The sequence below is a fragment of the Sutcliffiella halmapala genome (assembly GCF_002019665.1).
GTDB classification, from domain to species: Bacteria; Bacillota; Bacilli; order Bacillales; family Bacillaceae_I; genus Sutcliffiella_A; species Sutcliffiella_A halmapala.
This window is the reverse complement of record NZ_KV917375.1, coordinates 852,630-874,946: the sequence shown is the minus strand read 5'-3', so window position 1 is coordinate 874,946 and position 22,317 is coordinate 852,630. Positions and strand designations below refer to the sequence as shown.

23 protein-coding genes and 1 riboswitch are annotated in these 22,317 nt (G+C 38.0%); of the genes, 7 read left to right on the top strand and 16 right to left on the bottom strand.

Annotated elements, in window-relative coordinates; all coding sequences use genetic code 11:
• Nucleotides 1–278 precede the first annotated feature (278 nt).
• Nucleotides 279–779 carry a phosphatidylglycerophosphatase A family protein gene (locus BK580_RS03985; RefSeq protein ID WP_078379109.1) on the top strand — a complete coding sequence of 167 codons (501 nt, stop codon included), beginning with the start codon at nt 279–281 and terminating at the stop codon, nt 777–779.
• A 37-nt stretch (nt 780–816) separates the two neighbouring features.
• On the opposite strand, the gene BK580_RS03980 is transcribed toward BK580_RS03985, so the two are convergent.
• A complete protein-coding gene (locus BK580_RS03980; RefSeq protein ID WP_078379108.1) occupies nt 817–1,587 on the bottom strand; it encodes a TIGR01457 family HAD-type hydrolase in 771 nt (256 codons plus the stop codon).
• Between the two features lie 362 nt (nt 1,588–1,949).
• The gene (locus BK580_RS03975; protein ID WP_078379107.1) at nt 1,950–2,387 is read right to left on the bottom strand and encodes a DUF86 domain-containing protein; all 438 of its coding nucleotides are present in this window, start codon (nt 2,385–2,387) and stop codon (nt 1,950–1,952) included.
• Between the two features lie 255 nt (nt 2,388–2,642).
• Between BK580_RS03975 and BK580_RS03970 the strand changes: the two genes are divergently transcribed.
• Nucleotides 2,643–2,909 carry a DUF3055 domain-containing protein gene (locus BK580_RS03970; protein WP_078379106.1) on the top strand — a complete coding sequence of 89 codons (267 nt, stop codon included), beginning with the start codon at nt 2,643–2,645 and terminating at the stop codon, nt 2,907–2,909.
• Nucleotides 2,910–2,980: 71 nt separating this feature from the next.
• Nucleotides 2,981–3,244: a cytosolic protein gene (locus tag BK580_RS03965; protein WP_211278996.1), complete on the top strand. Its 264-nt coding sequence runs from the start codon at nt 2,981–2,983 to the stop codon at nt 3,242–3,244.
• Nucleotides 3,245–3,306: 62 nt separating this feature from the next.
• Here BK580_RS03965 and BK580_RS03960 read toward each other — a convergent pair whose 3' ends face one another.
• Nucleotides 3,307–3,585, bottom strand: coding sequence for a YutD family protein (locus tag BK580_RS03960; RefSeq protein WP_078379105.1), 279 nt, complete (start codon nt 3,583–3,585; stop codon nt 3,307–3,309).
• 109 nt (nt 3,586–3,694) lie between these two features.
• Between BK580_RS03960 and BK580_RS03955 the strand changes: the two genes are divergently transcribed.
• Nucleotides 3,695–4,393, top strand: a complete 699-nt coding sequence (locus BK580_RS03955; protein WP_169864795.1) for a YhcN/YlaJ family sporulation lipoprotein — start codon at nt 3,695–3,697, stop codon at nt 4,391–4,393.
• 39 nt (nt 4,394–4,432) lie between these two features.
• Here BK580_RS03955 and lipA read toward each other — a convergent pair whose 3' ends face one another.
• Nucleotides 4,433–5,329 (bottom strand): lipoyl synthase, encoded by an 897-nt coding sequence (lipA, locus tag BK580_RS03950; protein ID WP_078379103.1) that lies wholly within the window; start codon nt 5,327–5,329, stop codon nt 4,433–4,435.
• Between the two features lie 281 nt (nt 5,330–5,610).
• On the opposite strand from lipA, the gene BK580_RS03945 reads away from it, so the two are divergent.
• On the top strand, nt 5,611–6,567 hold the full coding sequence (locus tag BK580_RS03945) for a M23 family metallopeptidase (protein WP_328589089.1): 957 nt from the start codon (nt 5,611–5,613) through the stop codon (nt 6,565–6,567).
• A gap of 111 nt (nt 6,568–6,678) precedes the next feature.
• Here BK580_RS03945 and BK580_RS23270 read toward each other — a convergent pair whose 3' ends face one another.
• The 7 genes from BK580_RS23270 to BK580_RS03915 all read right to left on the bottom strand — a co-directional run bounded on the left by BK580_RS23270 (nt 6,679) and on the right by BK580_RS03915 (nt 14,635).
• Complete coding sequence (locus BK580_RS23270) at nt 6,679–6,786, bottom strand: methionine/alanine import family NSS transporter small subunit (protein ID WP_139364835.1); 108 nt, start codon at nt 6,784–6,786, stop codon at nt 6,679–6,681.
• Entirely contained in the window at nt 6,786–8,321 is a 1,536-nt protein-coding gene (locus tag BK580_RS03940) for a sodium-dependent transporter (RefSeq protein WP_078379102.1), read from the bottom strand. Before BK580_RS03940 ends, BK580_RS23270 begins: the two co-directional genes overlap by 1 nt.
• 378 nt (nt 8,322–8,699) lie before the next feature.
• Entirely contained in the window at nt 8,700–10,262 is a 1,563-nt protein-coding gene (locus tag BK580_RS03935; protein WP_078379101.1) for a Na+/H+ antiporter NhaC family protein, read from the bottom strand.
• 146 nt (nt 10,263–10,408) lie between these two features.
• Nucleotides 10,409–10,598, bottom strand: a riboswitch (Lysine riboswitch).
• An 86-nt stretch (nt 10,599–10,684) separates the two neighbouring features.
• Complete coding sequence (locus tag BK580_RS03930) at nt 10,685–11,791, bottom strand: HD-GYP domain-containing protein (protein WP_078379100.1); 1,107 nt, start codon at nt 11,789–11,791, stop codon at nt 10,685–10,687.
• A 227-nt stretch (nt 11,792–12,018) separates the two neighbouring features.
• Nucleotides 12,019–12,321: a YunC family protein gene (locus BK580_RS03925; RefSeq protein WP_078379099.1), complete on the bottom strand. Its 303-nt coding sequence runs from the start codon at nt 12,319–12,321 to the stop codon at nt 12,019–12,021.
• A gap of 81 nt (nt 12,322–12,402) precedes the next feature.
• On the bottom strand, nt 12,403–13,764 hold the full coding sequence (locus BK580_RS03920; RefSeq protein WP_078379098.1) for a bifunctional metallophosphatase/5'-nucleotidase: 1,362 nt from the start codon (nt 13,762–13,764) through the stop codon (nt 12,403–12,405).
• 22 nt (nt 13,765–13,786) lie between these two features.
• On the bottom strand, nt 13,787–14,635 hold the full coding sequence (locus BK580_RS03915; protein WP_078379097.1) for a DUF72 domain-containing protein: 849 nt from the start codon (nt 14,633–14,635) through the stop codon (nt 13,787–13,789).
• A 145-nt stretch (nt 14,636–14,780) separates the two neighbouring features.
• On the opposite strand from BK580_RS03915, the gene BK580_RS03910 reads away from it, so the two are divergent.
• Nucleotides 14,781–15,254 carry a hypothetical protein gene (locus tag BK580_RS03910; protein ID WP_078379096.1) on the top strand — a complete coding sequence of 158 codons (474 nt, stop codon included), beginning with the start codon at nt 14,781–14,783 and terminating at the stop codon, nt 15,252–15,254.
• 197 nt (nt 15,255–15,451) lie between these two features.
• On the opposite strand, the gene BK580_RS03905 is transcribed toward BK580_RS03910, so the two are convergent.
• Entirely contained in the window at nt 15,452–16,630 is a 1,179-nt protein-coding gene (locus BK580_RS03905; protein ID WP_078378567.1) for an IS256 family transposase, read from the bottom strand.
• A 532-nt stretch (nt 16,631–17,162) separates the two neighbouring features.
• On the opposite strand from BK580_RS03905, the gene BK580_RS03895 reads away from it, so the two are divergent.
• Nucleotides 17,163–17,816 (top strand): VC0807 family protein, encoded by a 654-nt coding sequence (locus BK580_RS03895; RefSeq protein WP_078379094.1) that lies wholly within the window; start codon nt 17,163–17,165, stop codon nt 17,814–17,816.
• Nucleotides 17,817–17,904: 88 nt separating this feature from the next.
• On the opposite strand, the gene sufB is transcribed toward BK580_RS03895, so the two are convergent.
• The 4 genes from sufB to sufD all read right to left on the bottom strand — a co-directional run bounded on the left by sufB (nt 17,905) and on the right by sufD (nt 22,315).
• A complete protein-coding gene (gene sufB, locus BK580_RS03890) occupies nt 17,905–19,302 on the bottom strand; it encodes a Fe-S cluster assembly protein SufB (protein ID WP_078379093.1) in 1,398 nt (465 codons plus the stop codon).
• 76 nt (nt 19,303–19,378) lie between these two features.
• A complete protein-coding gene (sufU, locus tag BK580_RS03885; RefSeq protein WP_078379092.1) occupies nt 19,379–19,813 on the bottom strand; it encodes a Fe-S cluster assembly sulfur transfer protein SufU in 435 nt (144 codons plus the stop codon).
• Nucleotides 19,803–21,023, bottom strand: a complete 1,221-nt coding sequence (locus tag BK580_RS03880; protein ID WP_078379091.1) for a cysteine desulfurase — start codon at nt 21,021–21,023, stop codon at nt 19,803–19,805. The genes sufU and BK580_RS03880 overlap by 11 nt, the downstream gene beginning before the upstream one ends.
• Nucleotides 21,023–22,315, bottom strand: coding sequence for a Fe-S cluster assembly protein SufD (sufD, locus tag BK580_RS03875; RefSeq protein ID WP_078379090.1), 1,293 nt, complete (start codon nt 22,313–22,315; stop codon nt 21,023–21,025). Before sufD ends, BK580_RS03880 begins: the two co-directional genes overlap by 1 nt.
• Nucleotides 22,316–22,317: the final 2 nt, after the last annotated feature.

Genomic DNA, 22,317 nt, shown 5'->3' with positions numbered 1-22,317 from the left:
AACAACAAGAATGAGTTCCATGTATTAACTAATTATGTATATAAATTAAGAAAATGTGGGCACTGTAAAGATGTATTTATTATTTATCTTTAGTATTGGTTCTGTTAAACACCGCTGTTGATTTCCGCAGGAGTCTTTGCCTCGTGCTCCAATCAACAGCTAGAGTAACCTAAAAATTATCACTATAACTTTAACAGAGCCTATGTATTAATAAGACTATTTAATGGGAAAAATTCGTTACAACATTTGCGACTATATTATAAAAGACGGGTGAGCTCATGAAAAATTTCAAGGATATGGATGAAGTCGAAAGAAAAGCAAGAACACTCTTAGAAGAGCGAGGGGTGACAATGGATGACATTGCAGACTTAGTGTATTTTCTGCAATCAAAATATCACCCAGCATTAGAGAAATCCGAGTGCTTAGAAAACATCGATCGTGTACTTTCCAAGCGTGAAGTACAAAATACCATTCTTACTGGGATAGAGCTTGATATTTTGGCAGAACAAGGACAAATACAAGAGCCGCTTTTACGTATCCTTCGTAAAGATGAGGGATTGTATGGAGTTGATGAAGTTCTAGCCTTATCCATTGTAAACGTCTATGGATCAATCGGTTTCACAAATTACGGATATATAGACAAGCAAAAACCTGGCATTTTAGGGACCCTTAACGATAAAAATTCAGGTAAAGTTCATACCTTCCTCGATGACATAGTGGGAGCAATTGCCGCTGCAGCCTCAAGCCGCTTAGCACATAGGGCGGCTAATACAGAATAAAAAAAAGTGCCAGGCACAAAAAGCCTGGCACTTTTTCTTAAAGATATTGAATCCATTCCTCTAAAGAATTCACTGTATACGTTGGTTGCTCCGGATATGTTTCTAAATGAGCTCTTGTTGTAACACCTGTGTGGACAAGAAGGGTATCCATTCCAGCATTCATACCTGCTTTAATATCGGTATGATAATTATCTCCAACCATCAGGGTTTCTTCTCTCGGTACACCTAACACTTTTAAAGCTTGTTCCATAATTACTTTTTCTGGTTTACCAATGAAGGTTGGTTGCGTTTCCGTCGAAACAGTCAGCACGGAGGTCAATGAGCCATTTCCAGGTAATAATCCTCGTTCAGTTGGAATAGCAATATCACCATTTGTTGAGATAAATCTTGCGCCATTACGAATGTTAATCGCCCCGAGTGCCAGCTTCTCGTATGAAATCGCTCGATCGATGCCACTTACCACAACATCTGCATGTTCCTCGACTATTTCGAAGCCTTTTTCGGTAAGGGCCGTGCGAATTCCCTCTTCTCCAATCACATAAATCTTTGCGTCTGGTTTATAATCATATATATAATTCGCTGTAGCATTACTTGTTGTAAAAACTTGTTCATCCGTCGAAGGTATTCCAAAATCTCTAAGCTTTTGCGCTACCTGCTGCGGAGTTCTTGAGGAATTATTCGTAACAAATAAGTAAGGAATCTTTTTCTCAAAAAGATGCTTTACAAACTCACTTGCCTCTTCAATTTTCTCTTTTCCACGATACATAGTTCCATCTAAATCAATTAAATAACCTTGATACTTCTTCATCTATTTCTCACTCCACCTATAATCCCGTTTAATTTGTTAATATTAGCATATTTCCTTTTTCATGTAAAAGCGTTCAATGGGGGCACCTTATATTTTCAAAGTTGACACCCATGCAATGCAAAGAAAAATTGCACCATGGTTGATGAAAAAAAGAGACTAAGTTCCGTTAAACGTTATGTTTAAACCCGTCCCCCCTGTTGATCGGAGTGCAAGGTGTGAGACTCCTGCGGGAGGAAGGGACAAGGGAGACCCCGCAGGCCGCTAGGCCGAGGAGGCTCCCGGACCGCCCTCTGGATAAGCGAACAACCTGGCACGGAGATCAACAGGATGTTTAATGTGAGTGCTAATCTTATCAGGGTAGCCTAATTTTTAAATGCAGATACTGGACCTAATTCATTTTCTAAATAATGTCGCACAGAAACACAGAACACAGAAACAGCTACCTTCGTTTCATCTAAGTTTCCTTTCAACTCATTATGCTGAAGATCTAAGTACTCCTGAACTAACGTTTTCCGAAGACGAATTAATCGCTTTAATTGCTCCGCTATGTCAGATGTAACCACTTTTTCATCCTCTAATATATCAATAATGTCTTCATAACTCCCAGGATCTCGCATTATAAATCCATCAATCATAGCATTCCCAACATCCAATATTCCTTCAATAGTTGATTGAACAATACGCTCAAGTGCTTTACGTTCTACAACAGTATTCCAAGATGAGTGATCTTGGTAACACTTCAAATTCTCTTCAATATAAACTAAGATTTGCTCAATTTTCTCACGATCCACAAAGTACATACCTAAAAATCCCCTTTAGCTACAAAATATTATGTGAATGGATGTAAAATCCACTTTATTCTTCGATCATATGTAAACGTGTTTTACATCTTTAGAGTTCCTATATTTTAAAAGTTATTTTACTTTATTTTATCACAGAAATGTAATTTGTCCCATTTTCCAGGGAGGTTTGCCATATCTTCTAACAAGAAAGCTTTTGTATTTGTTATACTAGAAAAAGTACATTCAATAGCTATATTTTAGGAGGAAATACAAATGGGAGAGAGATTTTTTCTTTATGATGATACAGTAGAAACGAAAACGCGTTTTATCAGTTTCATGGGGGAACATACTCGTTTTGATTTAGCCATTGTTAAATCGGATCGTTACTATGGTAAAAGCCTTGTTCTCAACATTCAAAGTAATCGCTTTGCTATTATCGGTAGTGACGACTTAGATGAACCAGGCTATATTGAACATGCTTATCAACTGCCGGAAGACGAAGCAGAGGAATTACGCTCGTTCCTGTATGAAGTCGTTTAAACACAACAGAAATAAATAATCCCCGATATGTAGGAAAAGCTAAGGAAAACTGCATAAGAAGGGGTTGAATAATGTTGAGTGAAAAGGATAAGGAGCAATATAGTGATTTCACTAATGTAGAAAACATGCAAAATCATTTATTTCCCGAGACGTTACCAGAAGGTCCTTACGGTTCACCACGAGGGAAAGACACTCCTGTTGAAAATAAGAGTACACCTTGGAAAGAGGGACAGCATTATTATAGTGCATTTAACTATGAAAACAAGGCTCTTCATAATGATCTTCCGAGACAATTTCCTGGAGCAGATCCCACACACGAAAATAAAGATGAGTAAGGTAACAAAACGCAATAAAGCCCACTAACAGAGAACCTTTACTGCTAGTAGGGCTTTTTGCATCAAGCTTTTTTCACCTTTTTTAAGACAAAGAATGCACAACCAAAATTACAATATTCATAAATGTAATCGGGTAATGTACTTATTTTTGTATCGTGCGTTGATTTTTGATTCTGATCCTCAAAAAACCCACGTAAGCGTAATTGATTATAGCCCCAATCTCCCACGATGTAATCGTACTTATTTAACACATCAATGTATCGGCTTTTGAAAGCTTCTTCATTAAAACCGTCTCTTCCTTCCTCAATTAACTCATAGCAATGATTACCTATACAAATCATGTTCCGATCCTCCATTTCATCTCTTACTTACATTATAGACCATTCTCCATCAATTTCTAAGACAAAAATAATTCTTAAAGGTCATCCTATAGATAAGGGGGTGTTACCATTGAAGAAAACTTTAGCTATAATCGGTATTTTGGGGTTATCCGCTTCATTTACAACAGCTTGCCAATTTGATACAACTCCAAATGAACGTCAGGCACGTAGTGAAATCGTCGATAGGCAAGGTCGAGCGTTAAACACGAAAACAGATAACAATCTGTACAACATGTATGATGAGCGAGATGGCCAGAACCATGGACAAGGTAAATTTGGCTATGTGCGAGAGCAAGCTTCACCTGTAAAGAATTCACAGCGACATAACGAAAATATTGCTGCTGTGGACTATGATGAAGTAGCGAACGTTATTTCAAAAATGCTTGTGCAAATGCCGAATGTAGAGGATGTTGCTACGCTAGTTACTGATGAAGAAGTACTTATTGCTTATAAAACAAGTAGTGAGAACCGTAAAGAAGTAGCAAACCAAGTTAGCAAATCTGCATTATCCGTTGTCCCTAGATTCTATCATGTTTATGTTTCTGATAATCCACGAATGATTGCAGAAATTGAACGTTTCAGAATGTTAACAGTTTCAAGTCCAAATGTGGATGAAATTCTAGAAAACACTATTGACGAAATGCTACAGTCTCCACAAGGAAATGACCTAACCAAAGGTGAAAACGGAAACGGTGAAGGAAAAGGCGAAAAAAACGAAGATCTGGAGAATGAATATAGTGAACACAGAAAAAATATGAGAAAGAACTAAAAAAAATGGAAAAAGGGGCAAGACCCCTTTTTCCATTTTTTACGCTTGAGCTTGTCTTGCTTTTGCTGCTTCGTTTACTTGTTCATCTGCATGATAAGAAGAGCGCACTAATGGACCTGCTTCGACATGATTGAATCCTTTTGTCATTGCGATTTTACGTAATTCCTCGAACTCATCTGGATGGTAATATTTCTGCACTTTAATATGCTTTTTAGATGGCTGTAAATACTGGCCAATTGTCATGATATTAACATCGTGAGCACGAAGATCGTCCATTGTTTCAATGATTTCTTCTTTTGTTTCACCAAGTCCAATCATCAAGCTGGATTTAGTTGGGATCTCTGGTTGCATTTCTTTCGCACGTTTTAAGAACTCTAAAGAACGATCGTACGTAGCTCTAGCACGCACGCGTGGTGTTAATGAGCGTACGGTCTCAATATTGTGATTTAAAATATCTGGTTTCGCATCCATTAACATTTTTAAATTCTCATATACTCCTCCCATATCAGAAGGAAGGACTTCAATCGTTGTGAAAGGGTTTTCGCGGCGAACAGCTCTAACTGTTTCAGCAAATATAGCTGCACCACCGTCTTTTAAGTCATCACGAGCTACTGCAGTAATAACAGCATGCTTTAAATTCATTAATTTAACAGATTCTGCAACACGTTCTGGTTCTTGGTGATCTAACTCCGTAGGCAAACCAGTTTTCACCGCACAGAAACGACATGCACGTGTACAGATCGCACCTAAAATCATAAACGTCGCTGTACGTCTTACAGCCCAACATTCATGAATGTTTGGACATTTCGCTTCTTCACATACTGTATTTAAATTACGTTCTCTCATTAATTTTTTTAAACCAGTGTAATTTTCGTTTGTGTTTAACTTAATCTTCAGCCAATCCGGTTTTCTTATGTAGTCCTCTTTTTTCACCATATGATCAACTCCAACTTGTCTTTTTTCAAAAGTCGCTATTAATAAATTCTTATTAAACCCATAGGGGAAATGACATGTTTCTCACATGTCACTTTACCAAACATCCTCTAAAGAAACAAGTCCAAAAACTTCGACTTCACTACTTCCATGAATTAGTAATTATTAAATATGGAAAATACACCAAACTAACACTAGGCAAAGAATTCTAACTGCAACGTTCTTACTAAGTTCGGAAAGGAGAAAAAAGAGTGATTAGACTACTACTATGCGTTATTTTAATTATAAGTTATCTCCCTGATACGACATCTGCAGCTCCTATTGATAATTTAACAAACGAGCAAATTTACGAAAAAAGAAATGAGTTATATACGAAAATGCAATCTGTTACACAGATACCTTGGTACTATTTTGCTGCGGTGGATCAGTATGAACGAAATGTAAGAAGAGTCCGACGAGATATACCAAAAGCAACTGGTGTTATTGGGATCTATTACAAACCAGAAACATGGGCTGGTCCATTAAATCCTAATCCAAAAGATACAAATCCAACTAGCATTCAATTCTTTAGTGGTATCGGATTGGATGGTGATGGGGACGGGATCGCTGATTCCACGAATGATGAAGACGTATTATACACATTTGCTACCTATCTTCAATCTTATGGAACAGATAAAGAAAATTTAAAAATTGCGCTGTGGGATTATTATCAACGTGATAAAACAGTTGGCCTTATTATGGGGCACTTAAAATTATATAAAACATACAAGACACTCCAACTAGATAAACATGCATTTCCATTACCAATTCGCTCTAACTTCAGCTATAAAAATACATGGGGAGATGCTAGAGGTTGGGGCGGCAGAAGAATGCATGAAGGTACAGACATTTTTGCAAGCTACGGTGTTCCTGTCCGTTCTACTTGCTACGGAATTATCGAAATTAAAGGTTGGAATAAGTTCGGTGGCTGGCGTTTAGGCATTCGTGATATTAATAACACCTATCACTATTTTGCTCACCTTAACGGTTTTGCGAAAGATTTAGAGGTTGGGCAAGTAGTAGAGCCTGGACAGTTAATTGGCTCCGTTGGTAGTTCTGGTTATGGCCCTCCTGGTACCGCTGGGAAATTCCCCCCCCACTTACATTACGGAATGTATAAGGACAATGGATATACAGAATGGTCGTTCGATCCATTTCCTCATTTGAAATCATGGGAACGAGGAGATCGGAGGCAACGGTAAAATAAGGTATCTTTCTCTAGGAGGTAGTTTCTCCTTCGCAAGAAAGATATTATAGTAAAAAAGAAAGCTGTCGGCGAAATTATATCGCTAACAGCTTTCTTTTTTATATAACTAAGCTTGTTGCTTACTCTTTTTAACCGCCCACCATATGCTTGCAGCAAGGCCACCCCATATGATACCAATACCAAGAATCATCATTACTAATGCACTAGAATCCATTATTTATTGACCTCCTTTGCTGAGGATGAAGGTATTTCTAAAACATCTTTCTTCCACTTAATTAAGGAGAATACTATTCCAAATACAAGTGCTAAGACTGCAACAATAACGCCATATTGAATCGTGAATAATCTAGAATATCCGTCTCCAGCTCCGTAAACTTCAAGAATATTTAAACGGATTAAGTCGAACATCATATAACCTAATACTAGCGGTGTAATAAATGCTAGAGACACTTTCCACCAAGCCCCAAGAATACCTGTTAACTTTATATCAGATACAGCATTCGTATGGTCTTGAAGTGTTTTCAAGTTTTTCGTTAACCATACTACCACCACAATTTGCACTAATCCTGCAAGGGCAATTCCGAAATGGTTAATGAAGTAATCTGCTACGTCTAGTAAGTTTAAACCACCTTGAGTTGCAAATACTAAAGATAATAGAGCAGAAAGTCCACCACCCAATGCAACCGCCTTTGTACGGGATACATTGAATTTATCTTGAATACCAGCTACATAAGTTTCTACAATCGAAATTAAAGAAGATAAACCTGCTAGCACTAAAGAGCCGAAGAATAAAAATCCAAACAACTGATTAAACGCTGGAAATTCATTAATAATTTGTGGGAAAACCATGAAAGCTAATGCAACCCCACCCTTTACTACTTCATCGACACCTACTCCTTGTTGAGCAGCCATAAATCCTAAAATACTAAATACACCGATACCAGCAAGTAATTCAAAACCAGAGTTACTAAAGCCAGTAATAAATGCATTGTTAGTAATATCTGACTTTTTCGGCAAGTAACTTGAATACGTTACCATAATTGCAAACGCTATCGATAAACTGAAGAAAATTTGACCGTAAGCAGCTACCCATACTTTTCCGCTTGAAATTGCGCTCCAATCTGGTTTAAAGAAAGCATTTAATCCATCTACTGCGCCATCTAAAGTTAAGGCGCGTACCACAATGATTAAGAAGATAATAACTAGGGCTGGAATAAAAATTTTGTTTGCAACTTCAATTCCCTTTTTAATACCTTTAAATAAAACTCCTAATGTAATAACCCAAACAAGTACTAGTGGAATTAGTACTGATGGCACTAAACTACCAAATTCGCCTGGAGCTGCAAGTTGTAAATAATCAGTGACTAAGAAACCAACTGTATCTTCGCCCCAACTTAAATTAAATGAGAATACAGAGTAAGACATGGCCCAAGCTATAATAACCGAATAATATGTAGAAATAATAAATGCAATACCAACTTGCCACCAACCAAGCCACTCATACTTTTTGCTTAATCTTGCATAAGTCAGCGGAGCAGATCCACGATACTTATGTCCTAATGTAAATTCAAGAATTAATAGCGGTATACCAGCTGTTAGAAGGGCGAATAAGTATGGTAAGAAGAATGCTCCTCCTCCATTCTCATATGCAACTGCAGGAAATCGCCATATGTTTCCTAAACCAATGGCCGATCCACACGCCGCTAAAATAAACCCTGCTCTTGTCCCCCATTGCGGTCGATTTTCCATTCTAAATATCCTCCCTAGTTGAACTCATTAAATTACCAATCAATAGTTAAAAGAGTCCAAATGTTTTATTTTTTCTGACTATTTATGATAATTTATACATAGTATAACTAGACTTTATGACTATGTCAAAACAATATTTTCCTTTATACTTTAGAACTAACTTTTACAAATCTTAATATTGAATATTTATACACAATATAAGAAAAACACATTTAAAAACTTTATTAAATAAGCATTCTATCATGCATAAATATTAGTTTTATTATTTTTTAAAATTACAAAAAAACACATTTCCCTAGCTACATTAATAGAATGCAGGTTCAGGAAATGTGTTTTTACTTTATTTAAAAAGTATTATTCAAGGTAATAAATGATAACTTATGCTGTTTTAATAGCCTTAGAACTAAATGCAATAATAATAAATGCTACTAGAACAACTAGTAATCCAAGTACAGTGCTTCCAGTTAAACCTAGTACAATATACCCGATAATCGTTACACCTGCACTAATAAGGGCATACGGTAACTGTGTAATTACATGGTCAATATGATTACAACCAGCTCCTGTAGAGGACAGGATAGTTGTATCAGAAATCGGTGAACAATGATCACCAAATACTGCACCCGCTAGAACTGCTGCTAATGCTGGTAAGAGGATTGTAACATCTGTTGCTACAGCAATCTGGCCAGCAATAGGAAGTAAGAGTCCAAACGTCCCCCACGAAGTACCAGTAGCAAACGCCGTTAATCCAGCAATGATAAAGATAATTACTGGCAAATATGCCACGTTCAAATTAGCTGCTGTAACGATACTAGCTAGATAGTCTCCAGTTCCCAATTCACCGATTAATCCTCCGATTGTCCAAGCAAAAAATAAAATATAAATGGCAGGAAGCATCGATTTCGCTCCAGCTGCAACACCTTTTCCTACGACGTTTCCTTTAATACCACCAAGAGAAATCTGACGGTATAAGAAGAAGAAAGAAACCAATAATGCAAAGACACCACCGTAGAATAACGATGCAGAAGGATCTGTGTTTTCGAATATAGCTAACAATGTTACTTCACCATCGATAGCTGTGTAACCTGTCCAGAACATCGCACCAATCACACCAGCAAATAGAGAAACAATTGGCCATATAAGATTTCCGATTTTCCCCTTTGAGCTTGTAGGAAGATCCTCAGAAAGCTCACCAGGTACTTCTTTTTCAGGATCATACAATTGCCCCGTTTTCATCGCACGATCCTCATGTTTTTTCATTGGTCCAATATTGAAATTGAAATAACTCACTAAAAACACCATGAGTAATGCGGAAAACACATATAAGTTCATCGGAATAATTTGCATAAAAGCACTAAAAGCAGAGATGTTTGCAATACCTTGCTTTAACAATACTTCCGTACCAATTGTTCCTATAATGACTGCTCCCCAACTTGAAATAGGTGAAATGACACAGATTGGAGCAGAAGTTGAATCTATTAAGTACGCCAATTTCGCACGAGAAACTTTATGTCTGTCTGTGAGTGGTCTACTCACTTGTCCCACTGCTAAAGCGTTAAAATAATCATCTATAAAGATAATAATACCTAAGAATGCAGTCAAGAGTTTAGAGCCCCTTCTTGATTTCACTCTTTTTTGTGCCCATTCTCCAAATGCACCGCTACCACCAGTAATAGAAATGAAAGCAGTGATAATTCCTAATATGATTAAAAATAGCAAAATATAAATGTTCCATAAGTTCAATTCTTTATCTTCTATTGAATAAAGGTTTGCTACTACAGTATCCCATACTAACACAAGCATCGTTAAAGGGTTAAAGTCCGCTAATAATAATGCAGCTGCTAGAATACCTACTCCAAGTGAAAGCAATACTCTTCTAGTTAAAATAACCATTAGAATTGCAAGCACTGGAGGAATCAATGAATAAATTGTTCCTTCCATACAAAAAAACCCCCAAGAAAATTGTAATATGTTTGACCAATTCAAACGGCTACAATAAGGAGGGCTCTGAAAGAAAACATAATAAAAAGTAATGATAGAAAATAACTATCATTACTTTTGTATGCGTAATGTATGTTATCCTCCATCCGATCAGTAGCCCTCCATTACAAACCCGTCCGTACCGGTCATAATGGCAGTGTTATCCTTATTCAAGATAACCCCAGCAAAATAAGCTTGACGACTCATTTCGCTTCGGCACAGCATCCTTTCTCCTACTATCAATGGTGTCACCCTCCAGTAGTATTACTCTTATGCTATGCATCCTCTACCTCATCGTATGATAAGGGAAGTATATAATTTTATTGTTTCACTATAACATACTTATTACTCTAGGACAAAAGAAATATTTGTAAACTTCGAATCTAGCTAACCGCTGACATACTATCCTGCTTTTCACAATCCACAATACTTATATCTAGGTAGTCCTTTAAATTCACATCATATGGGGTCTCTATCTCACTACCTTCTACTTCTATGATTCGTATAATTGGACGTTCTGTTAAGTCTTTATTTTGCCCAACAACTAGCCCCTTTCTCCCATCATTAAGCGTTACGGTTAAGCCAAACGGATATATAGCCACAGATTTTCTAAATGCTTCAATAATAGCAGGCTCATAAAGTGATTCTGAGCCTGCATAGAGTAATTCTAGCCCTTCATGGGGCAACATCGCATTTCGATAGATTCGATGTGAGGTTACAGCATCAAATACATCAGCCACAGCAAGAATTTTCGCAAAAATATGAATATCATCTTTTTTGACCCCTCTAGGATACCCACTACCATTCAGTCTCTCATGATGCTGAAAGGCACAATGAGCTACTAACAATGGAATAGTATGCATGTTACGCAAAACATCGTAACCATAGGTGGTATGCTTTTTCATCTCAATAAACTCTTCGCTTGTCAGCTTTCCAGGCTTATGCAAAATCTCTGCCGGAATTTGCATCTTGCCAATATCATGAAGCATACCTCCTAACCCTAGAATTTCTAGGTCTTTTTGAGGTAGTCCTAATTTCAGTCCAATAGAAAGGGCATATAATGTCACATTTAAAGAGTGTGTAAATACATAATTATCATGGATATAAACATCTGTTAAAAGAGTTGCTACTTCCTCACTCGACTTCATATCTGTTAAAAGATGGTTGATCAATCGTTTCAACTCTTTAGATGATTGATCCATCACAAACCATTTACTAAGTTTTTTCTCACTCTCAAGTAGTTTAAAAGTATCTGTAATGGTTGAGATTGCCTTCTTCCTCACTTTATCTGAAATCAAAGTCGGAACATAGATATCTTTTGTTCGTGCGTCCTCTATATAAACATAGGTAACGTTTAATTGCTGCAAGCGCGAAATCATTCTTGCTGTTACAGGTATTCCTTCACTTATTAAGGGTCTGCCTTGATCATTATAGATAGTTTTAGCTAGCTTCATTCCCGGCTTCATTGACTTCGTGGGTAATAATCTCATAGTGTCTCCTATCTTCATATTTCGACAAAATCTATATATTTCCTATTATAGTAAAAAGAAAGAAAGAAAACTTCAATAATAATGAAATTTTTATAAAAATTTATCAATGAATGATTGGAAGTAAGAATTTCTATCCACTTAAGTGTGTTTTGGGGAACGCCAAAAGAGACCCCATTAAGAGGTCTCCTTTATTGAGAGTCTAACAGCCCTTAAACTGTTAGTCGTTTTTATATCATTTTTAACAAGGCATCCTTGCCAGCCATCCCGACAGTTATACCTAGACTTTCCGCTTCATACGTAACCGACTCTAAAGGGGCCTCTATTAATTGCTCAATCGTACGAACACCGACCGCTCGCCCAGCAATGATTCGACGATCTCTCAGCTTTTCATTTAATAAGGCAACATCAAGGGCTCCACACATGATATACCCTTTATCACTAGTTACAGCTAGAAAATTAGTCTTTGGCAATCTAACTGTGACAGCAGTAAAATTAACTCCATTAATGGTTATAGGCGTCATTTCAATCATAGATATTTGTCACGCTCCCTTCCTCTATCAATTTATGTCAAGGAAAGAAAAGCGTGTAAAAAATGGGTTTATTACTTAATGTTATAAGCGAGCAATTTTTCCCGCCAAAACATCTCGAAGAAGCTCAGGCATATAAAACTTCTTATCTTTAGCCCGCATAATACTCGGATACATACCTCCAAAAGTAAACATATCGATCGTTCCAATTGAAATGATTTCATGTGGCAAAATATCACGTCCATTAACGAAGACCGTTACGACCTGAACACTTCCATCCGAGTGGACTTCTGTTTCGAGCCCCAATCCACTAAATGCCATTTTCCCCATCACCTTTCCTCGGAACCCAATACCTTTTATACGCAACTTTTCCATTTCTGGCTGAACTGCTTGCTGAATGACTTCTTTAAGCTCTTCTCCAGTTAACGAAACACGACATGGATTAATCGGATGTGGACAAATTCGATGCAAATCTTCTTTCGTTACCTCTCCCGCTTCAATAGACTCTAATAATACACCTGCATTAACCATACCAATATCAGCATCACACCATTCCTTTAACGCCTCTGCTAAAAGATCTGGGAATGGAGAATCCTCAAACCAGCTTACCTTCAGAGGCCTATTTATGATTGCTACATTATTTCGCAATACAGCCGATGCTTCATGCTGGATTTCTTCTATCTTGCTTTGTAGTGATGGACAAGCTTTTATCGGCCGTAAAGAATGTAAGCTTGCAGATTTTTGTAGAATTTTCTTCTCCTGATTAAAAGAAAGATCTACCTGTCCGATATACTCCCCATACTTACCGGCCCCACATAAAAGCGTATTCCCTATCCATTTCCCTTCTGGCAAAACATGATGGGTATGACCACCTAGAATAACATCGATAGCAGGAAACCTTCTTGCCATCTCTTCATCATCCGTAATCCCAAGATGGGAGAGAACTACTACAGCATCTGCTTCCTTTACAATTTCAGGTAAAATTTCTTCTAGCACCTGAAAAGGTTCTTCTAGCTTCCAGCCTAATAATTGATAAAATTTTTGATAAAAAACAGTAACCCCTATGAAGCATACCTTTAAACCTTCTATTTCTTTGTATGCATAGGGTTTAATCCATTCTGGGTAATTCCCATTCTGTTCGAACAAATTTGCAACGAGAACCGAAAATTCTGCTTCCTGATAAAGCTCTGTCAATTCCTGATAAGCCAACGTAATCCCTTCATTATTGCCAATCGTTGCAAAATCGTACTGTAAATAATTAAGAAGCGCTGTATTCGCCCTTCCATTAGTTGCCTCCGTAATTGAGTGAAATCGGTCCATATTATCCCCAATATCTACTAATACAGAAGGAACATTTTTATCACTGTCTTTTAAAAATGTTGCTAGTTTCGGGTACGTCTCAAAATGGCTATGTATATCATTAGTATGTAAAATTCGAATATGCACGCGCTCTTTCTCTCCTCTTTTTCTAAAATAGGTCTAGTTGTTTTGGCGCTAAGCCACCGTATTCTAAACCTAGCATTTCTATCATACGCTTAGCGTTACCTGCAGCATGTCCACCAGAATTATTGTTAAATAAAAAGTAAATATCCTTTGTCTCGTGTTTCAGCTTCTCTAAATTTCGCTTCCACTCGATTAATTCTTGCTCGTTGTAATCATACAAATAACGGACTTCTCTCCAATCCTTCCCAAAAACAGGCTGTGACCAGGCATGGACATTGCGCCCATGTAAACGAACTAAAGTACTTTCTTTATTTGTTGGATGCAAAACGGTCGGAATCGATCCAGTGCGCGTTTGCGGCTCATCACAAATACAATGTATCCAGCCTTCCTGCTCCATAAACATGAGTGTTTTTTCTCGTAAATTTTTAGAAAACCAGGTTTGATTGCGAAACTCTAAAGCTACCGGGGTATTTGCCATTCTCTCTTTACACCAGCGTAAATAGCTTACATTTCCTTTCGTGCAATCAAACCATGGCGGAAATTGAAATAGAACCATCGCTAGCTTATTAGACTCTTCAAAAGGTTCGATAGAATGCTTAAACGCAGCAAACATCGCTTCTTTGGATTCATAAGGAATTTCTCCACGTTGATGCCCTGTCATCCCTTGATAGGCCTTTACAATAAATTTAAAAGAAGAGGGCGTATCGGCGACCCACTTTTCTATATGTTGTCTATTTGGAATTGCATAGAAAGAAGAATCTACCTCTACGATCGGAAAATTTGCCGCATATTCTTTCAACTTATTTCTAGCAGCAACACCAGTAGTATAAAGCGAATCATGATCTCCCCATCCAGTTACACCAATATATATCATCCGTTTCACCTCATTTTTTTTATTTTATCATAATCGGCATAATCGTTTAAAATTTAACGTGTTTTACTTGGGAGTAATTGGTACAATTAAAGTAGCTTACTTTTGTATTTATGTGTAGTCAGAGGGGCTTTTAGGTGCCTACTTTTTGCCTTTTTGGTGTTTTCGTGTTCACAAACGGGCTTTTGGCGCTTTCCTTTTCCTATTTTTCGATATTCGTGTTCACAAACGAGCTTTTGGCGCTTTCCTTTTCCTGTTTTTCGCTTTTCGTGTTCACAAACGGGCTTTAGAGGCTTTCCTTTTCCTGTTTTTCGCTTTTCGTGTTCACAAACGGGCTTTTGGCGCTTTCCTTTTCCTGCATTTCGATTTTCGTGTTCACAAACGAGCTTTTGGCGCTTTCCTTTTCCTATTTTTCGATTTTCGTGTTCACAAACGGGCTTTAGAGGCTTTCCTTTTCCTATTTTTCGATTTTCGTGTTCACAAACGGGCTTTTGGAGCTTTTCTTTTCCTATTTTTCGATTTTCGTGTTCACAAACGGGCTTTAGAGGCTTTCCTTTTTCTGTTTTTCGATTTTCGTGTTCACAAACGGGCTTTAGAGAGTCAAGTCCATATTATTGTGTAAAAGTGTCAACAATGAGTTTCGACAAGACAATAAATAAGATTAGGTGAGCGATACGTATTTCGAATTTACATCGAGAGGTGGGCATGATAGCCTGCGTGGGCAGGCCAGGTTTAAGAAACCTGGCTTCCTGGCTTTTCATCATGCCCACAGAGGCTCGATGTCAATTTGAAATTAGGCTTAACCACTATCTTTTAGGGTTAATTAGGCTTGATATCTTTTAGATAGGGGATGTTATGCTTATTCCAGTCTGCTTCTATATTCATTAAAACGGCTCCAATGATTCGATTGGCAGATTGTTCATTAGGGAAAATCTGAATGACTCGTTCTCTTCTACGTATTTCTCTGTTAACACGTTCTAACATGTTAGTGGTACGTAGGTTCTTATGGTGTTGAACTGGTTGTGAATGAAATTGAATAGCGTCCTCAAACCCATCCTCTAGTTTATTAATAGCTTTACTGAAGCCCTTTGTGTCTTGGTACTTTTCCACAAAACGGGCTTTCATCTCTCTTACAAGTTTGATATCCGAGTTCTGAAACATGTCTTTAAGCTCTTGTCGAGCTTCTGTTGTCTTTTTAGGGAGGGTGTCCATGATGTTCCTTAAGAAATGGACCACACATCTCTGCCAAGAGGTTCCTAAGAATGATGTTTGAATGGAAGAAACCAAACCAGCATGGGCATCAGAGATCACCATTTTAGGAGATTGAAGTCCTCTAGATTTTAGGTACTCAAAGAAATTAGACCAGCTTTCAGTGGATTCCGAGTGATTAACTTTCAAGCCAATGATTTCTCTATGCCCGTTTTGGTTCACCCCACAAGCAATATGAACACTTTTAGACACCACCTTTTGGTTTTCCCGAACCTTGATATATAGAGCGTCCACGTAAACATAAGGGTAGTAAAACGTGTTTAATGGACGGTTTCTCCATTCGTTGATGATAGGATCAAGTGTTTTGGTTAAATTGGAAACGAGAGATTTAGACACACTTTTCCCACACAGCTCTTCTACAATTTTCGTTACCTTTCGTGTAGAAACCCCATTTACCACCATTTCAATCATGGAAAGAATAAGAGCCTGTTCGCAGCGTGCATATTTTTGAAAGACAGTGGTAGAAAATTCCCCATCTCGTGTACGAGGAACTCTAAGTTTTAGAGAACCAGCTCCCGTAATCAACTCACGCTCATAATACCCATTCCGATAGGATCGGCGTTCTTCAGTTCTCTCATGAGAGAGTGCGTTGATGTACTCATCTCTTTCTTTTTCCATCAAAGAATTTAAAATAAGGGAAAGGGATGCTTTTACAGGTGATTCTAAAGCGCTTTTTTCGATTTTCTCTTTGAGATCTTCTAAATTTATAGTAATATTGATTTGGGTCATCATCATGTCCTCCGTGCGTGTAGTTTTCTTGGTCGAAAACATTGTAACACCACGGGTCATGATGGTGACCTTTCTATTTACACAATTATATGGACTTTATCCTTTAGAGGCTTTCCTTTTTCTGTTTTTCGATTTTCGTGTTCACAAACGGGCTTTTGGCGCTTTCCTTTTCCTGTTTTTCGATTTTCGTGTTCACAAACGAGCTTTTGGCGCTTTCCTTTTCCTGTTTTTCGATTTTCGTGTTCACAAACGGGCTTTTGGCGCTTTCCTTTTCCTGTTTTTCGATATTCGTGTTCTCAAACGGGCTTTAGAGGCTTTCCTTTTCCTGCATTTCGATTTTCGTGTTCTCAAAAGAAATACTTGAGATGATGCTTATTCTTTAAAATGTACTTTTTCTGAGCCTACCTCTTTTTATTATAGCGGGCGCCCGTAACCCACAATCGCTGCCACCTGCAACAGAGATCAACAGAGTGTTCAACAAATACCCATGTATTTTCAGTTTGGAAATTATAAAAAAAGTGGAGGAAAATAAATGAAAAACAAAATTGTCTTATTTGATTTATTATTTTACTTAGTGATGCCTTATGTCATTTGGAAATATGGACAAGCACCCTTAGGAGACTATTATGCCATTCTCCTATCCACTGCTCCTGGATTTCTCTATACGATTGTACGATTTGGGCTAGAAAAACAATTTAATATAACGGGGATGTTTCTATTGTCGACCCTTTTAATTAGTACAGTTGTCGATATTTTATCAGGCTCCGCATTTACGATGCTCCAAAATTCTGTTTACGTCGGAATGGTTTTTGGTTCATTTTTTATAGTTACGATGATAATCAGAAAACCAATTGCACTCTACTTCGCGGTTGATATCGCCTATCTCCAAGGGCATAAACGAGAAAATAGCTTACGTTTGTACCAGCAAAAAGCGTTATTACCAGCATTTTATATTGTAACGGCCATATTCGCTGTACGCAGTTTTTTCTCTGCTGGTTTAAAGCAATATTTAATCGGCGTGTATGGTGTTCAAGGCTACGATAGAATCCTATTCTTTATGAAAGTAAACGGCTGGGTCTTTTCGGCATTCATCGCAGCAGGCTTTATTTATACTAGCTTGAAGGTGAGTGATTATTTGGAAAAACAGAAGGAGAATACCGGAGAGGTCGAGGAAAACGTGGTGTAATTGCACTATTCTCCCCCCAAAAAAACATACAAAAAAGGTAGCAAACATATTTACACCGTTTGCTACCTTTTTTAATTCAAGGTCTATATTAACCGATAGACCCTTCCATTTCGAACTTGATCAATCTATTCATCTCAACCGCATATTCCATCGGAAGTTCTTTCGTGAATGGCTCGATGAAGCCCATTACGATCATTTCTGTTGCTTCTTCTTCTGAAAGACCACGGCTCATTAGATAGAACAATTGCTCTTCAGATACTTTCGATACCTTTGCTTCATGCTCAAGGGATACATTATCGTTGAACACTTCGTTGTAAGGAATTGTATCAGAAGTAGATTGGTTATCCATGATTAGTGTGTCACACTCGATGTTAGAACGAGCACCTGTAGCTCTTTTACCAAAATGAACGATTCCACGGTATGTTACTTTTCCACCTTGTTTAGAGATAGACTTAGAAACAATCGTAGAAGATGTGTTTGGTGCTAAGTGAATCATTTTCGCACCTGCATCTTGATGTTGACCTTTTCCAGCTAATGCGATGGAAAGTGTCATACCACGAGCGCCTTCTCCTTTAAGGATAACAGCTGGGTATTTCATCGTTAATTTGGAACCGATGTTACCATCAATCCATTCCATCGTTGCATTCGCTTCACACACTGCACGCTTTGTAACTAGATTGTAAACGTTGTTTGCCCAGTTTTGAATCGTCGTGTAACGGCAGTAAGCATCCTTCTTAATGATGATTTCTACTACCGCACTGTGTAAGGAGTTCGTTGTGTAAACAGGTGCTGTACAGCCTTCTACATAGTGTACATGTGCGCCTTCGTCTACAATGATTAGCGTACGTTCGAATTGACCCATGTTTTCTGAGTTAATACGGAAGTATGCTTGAAGTGGAGTTTCCACTTTAATACCTTTAGGAACATAGATGAAAGAACCACCAGACCATACTGCAGAGTTCAATGCTGAGAACTTGTTGTCAGTAGGCGGGATAACTTTCGCGAAGTGCTCACGGAAGATATCTTCATTTTCTTTTAACGCTGTGTCTGTATCCTTAAAAACAACACCTAAGTCTTCTAAGTCTTCTTGCATGTTGTGGTAAACAACCTCAGACTCATACTGTGCAGATACACCAGCTAAATATTTTTGTTCTGCTTCAGGAATACCTAATTTATCAAATGTTTGTTTGATTTCTTCAGGTACTTCATCCCAAGAACGCTCTGACTTTTCAGATGGTTTTACGTAGTACGTAATCTCATCAAAGTTTAAGCTATTTAAGTCGCCACCCCATTGAGGCATAGGCATGTTATAGAATTGCTCTAACGATTTAAGACGGAAATCTAACATCCATTGAGGCTCTGATTTCATACGAGAAATTTCTTCTACGATTTCTTTCGTAAGTCCACGACCAGAACGGAAAATAGAAACATCCTTATCCTTAAAGCCATACTTGTAATCGCCGATTTCAGGCATTTTTTTTGCCATTTTCTTATTCCCTCCATTCAAGAGGTGAGCTTTAGAAATCATTTACTATTCCTAAAGCTCCCTAATCCTTTATAGCTTATTCAGATTTAACTCCCTTTTCCATTGCTTTCCAAGCGAGGGTCGCACATTTTATACGAGCCGGGAATTTAGCAACTCCTTGAAGTGCTTCAATATCCCCTAAATCTAAATTCTCATCATCATATTCTTTACCAAGCATCATATCATAAAAAATTTGTGAAAGCTCTAATGCTTTTTCCACTTCTAATCCTTTTACTGCCTGTGTCATCATTGAAGCTGATGCCATTGAAATAGAGCAGCCCTCGCCATCAAATTTCGCAGCAGCAACTTTTCCATCCTCTAGCTTCAAGGTTAGATGGATACGGTCTCCACAGGTTGGATTATTCATATCAATCGTAATACTTTCTTCTTCAAGCTGGCCCTTATTACGAGGGTTTTTATAATGGTCCATAATCACTTGACGATAAAGAGTATCTAAATTATTAAAAGACATTGCTAAAGTACTCCTTTGTTTTCACTAATGATGCTACTAGCTTATCAATTTCTTCTTCCGTATTATACAGGTAAAAACTTGCACGAGCGGTAGAAGATACATTTAGATACTTCATTAAAGGCTGTGCACAATGGTGTCCTGCACGAACAGCAATACCTTCTGCATCTAGCACCGTAGCGACATCATGTGGATGTACATCATCTATATTAAATGTTACAACTCCTGCACGCTTCTTCGGACCATAAATCGTAATACCTTCAATTTCAGACATGCGGTCTATTGCATAGGTGGCAAGCTTGTGCTCATGAGCTAAAATATTTTCCATCCCAATTTGCTCTAGAAAATCAATCGCAGCCCCAAGTCCAATCGCACCTGCAATAATAGGAGTGCCGCCCTCAAATTTCCAAGGAAGTTCCTTCCATGTGGAATCCTGCAGGCCAACAAAATCAATCATTTCTCCACCAAATTCAATTGGTTCCATGTTCTCTAACAGATGCTTCTTCCCGTAAAGAGCACCAATTCCAGTTGGGGCACCCATTTTATGACCAGATAATGCAAAGAAGTCGCAATCTAAGTCCTGTACATCCACCTTCATATGTGGCGTACTTTGAGCGCCATCCACCACCATAATTGCGCCATTTTTATGAGCAATTGCAGCGATTTCTTTAATTGGATTGATGGCACCTAATACATTGGAAACTTGCATCACGGAAACAATTTTCGTGTTTGAAGTAACCGTTTCTTCTACATCTTTTAAAGAAATAGAGCCATCTTCTGTCAGTGGAATATATTTCAATGTTGCTCCTGTAGCTTTTGCCGCTTGCTGCCATGGAATGATATTACTATGATGCTCCATGTAGGTGATAACTATTTCGTCGCCCTCATTTAGATTGGCACGTGCATAGCTAGATGCTACAAGATTAAGCGCAGTTGTAGTACCGCGAGTGAAAATAATTTCTTCTCTGAACGAAGCATTAATAAAGTTTTTCACTTTATCTCTTGCTCCCTCATATCCATCCGTCGCTCTTGTTCCAAGGGTATGTACTCCTCGGTGAACATTAGAGTTGTAGCCTTTATAATACTTTTCTAACGCCTCAATAACCGCTAACGGTTTTTGAGAAGTAGCAGCACTATCTAGGTATACAAGCGGATGCCCATTAACCTCTTGGTGTAAAATAGGAAACTGCTGACGAATCTCCTGGATATTCATTATTTTACTTTCCTTTCAATTACATCAATCAAGAGGTTTTTCACCTTTTCGATCGGTAATTGATTAACAACTGGAGCTAAGAACCCGTGAATAACTAAGCGCTCTGCTTCCTTCTTAGAGATACCACGACTCATTATATAATAAAGCTGTAGTGGATCCACACGGCCTGCAGATGCAGCGTGTCCTGCAGTTACATCATCCTCATCGATTAAAAGAATTGGATTCGCATCTCCACGAGCTTTTTCGCTAAGCATTAACACACGGGATTCTTGTTCTGCATTAGATTTTGAAGCTCCATGCTCAATCTTCCCAATTCCGTTAAATACTGAACTTGCACTATCCTTCATAACACCATGCTTTAAGATTTGACCCTCAGAGTTTTTACCATGATGAACAACCATTGTCGTGAAATTTTGCTTTTGTACTCCACGACCTACTACTACCGATTTTGTATCTCCAGTAGAACCGTCACCGATTAAATGAGTAATATTCTCTGAAATCGTATCGCCATCGTTCATCAGTCCAAGTGCCCACTCAAGTGTTGCATCGCGTCCAACAACTCCGCGACGATTTACATAAGTTGTTACACCTTTACCTAGATGATCTACTGTCCCGTATAGTACCTTTGAGTTAGCATTAGCGATAACTTCGGTAACGATGTTGAAAATAGAACCTTCTCCGTCTGTAGTAGAAAGATAATTCTCCACATACGTAACAGCACTATTATCTTCCGCTACTATTAATACGTGATTAAAAATAGCTTCAGCTTTATCGTGAACATAAATAGCTTGAATTGGATCTTCAATCACTACATTTTTAGGAATATACAAAAATGCTCCGCCATTCATTAATGCAGCGTGTAACGCCGTTAATTTGTGCTCATCTACTTTTACTCCATCTTTCATGAAGTACTTTTGTACAAGATCACTATGGTCTTTTGCAGCAGTTAAAATATCCGTGAAAATAACACCTTGTGCAGTTAATTCTTCTTTTAATGAAGCAACTACAGGTGTGTTGTCTACTTGAACGTATATATTCTCAACATCTACTAGCGCTTTTACCTCTTCCGGTAATTGCTCTACTGAAGTAATAGAAGTCTCTACAGTATGTTTTTGGAATTGAGTGAAATTCCATTTCGTAATCTTCGTTTTATCAGGCTTTGGTAAAGGCAGTTCTTCTGCCAATGCAAGAGCTTGTAAGCGAAGATCCGACAACCACTGAGGCTCCCCTAATTCTTTAGAGTAGTTGCTGAGGTAGTCTTGATCAAACGGTAATTTTGTCTCTAACGTCATGA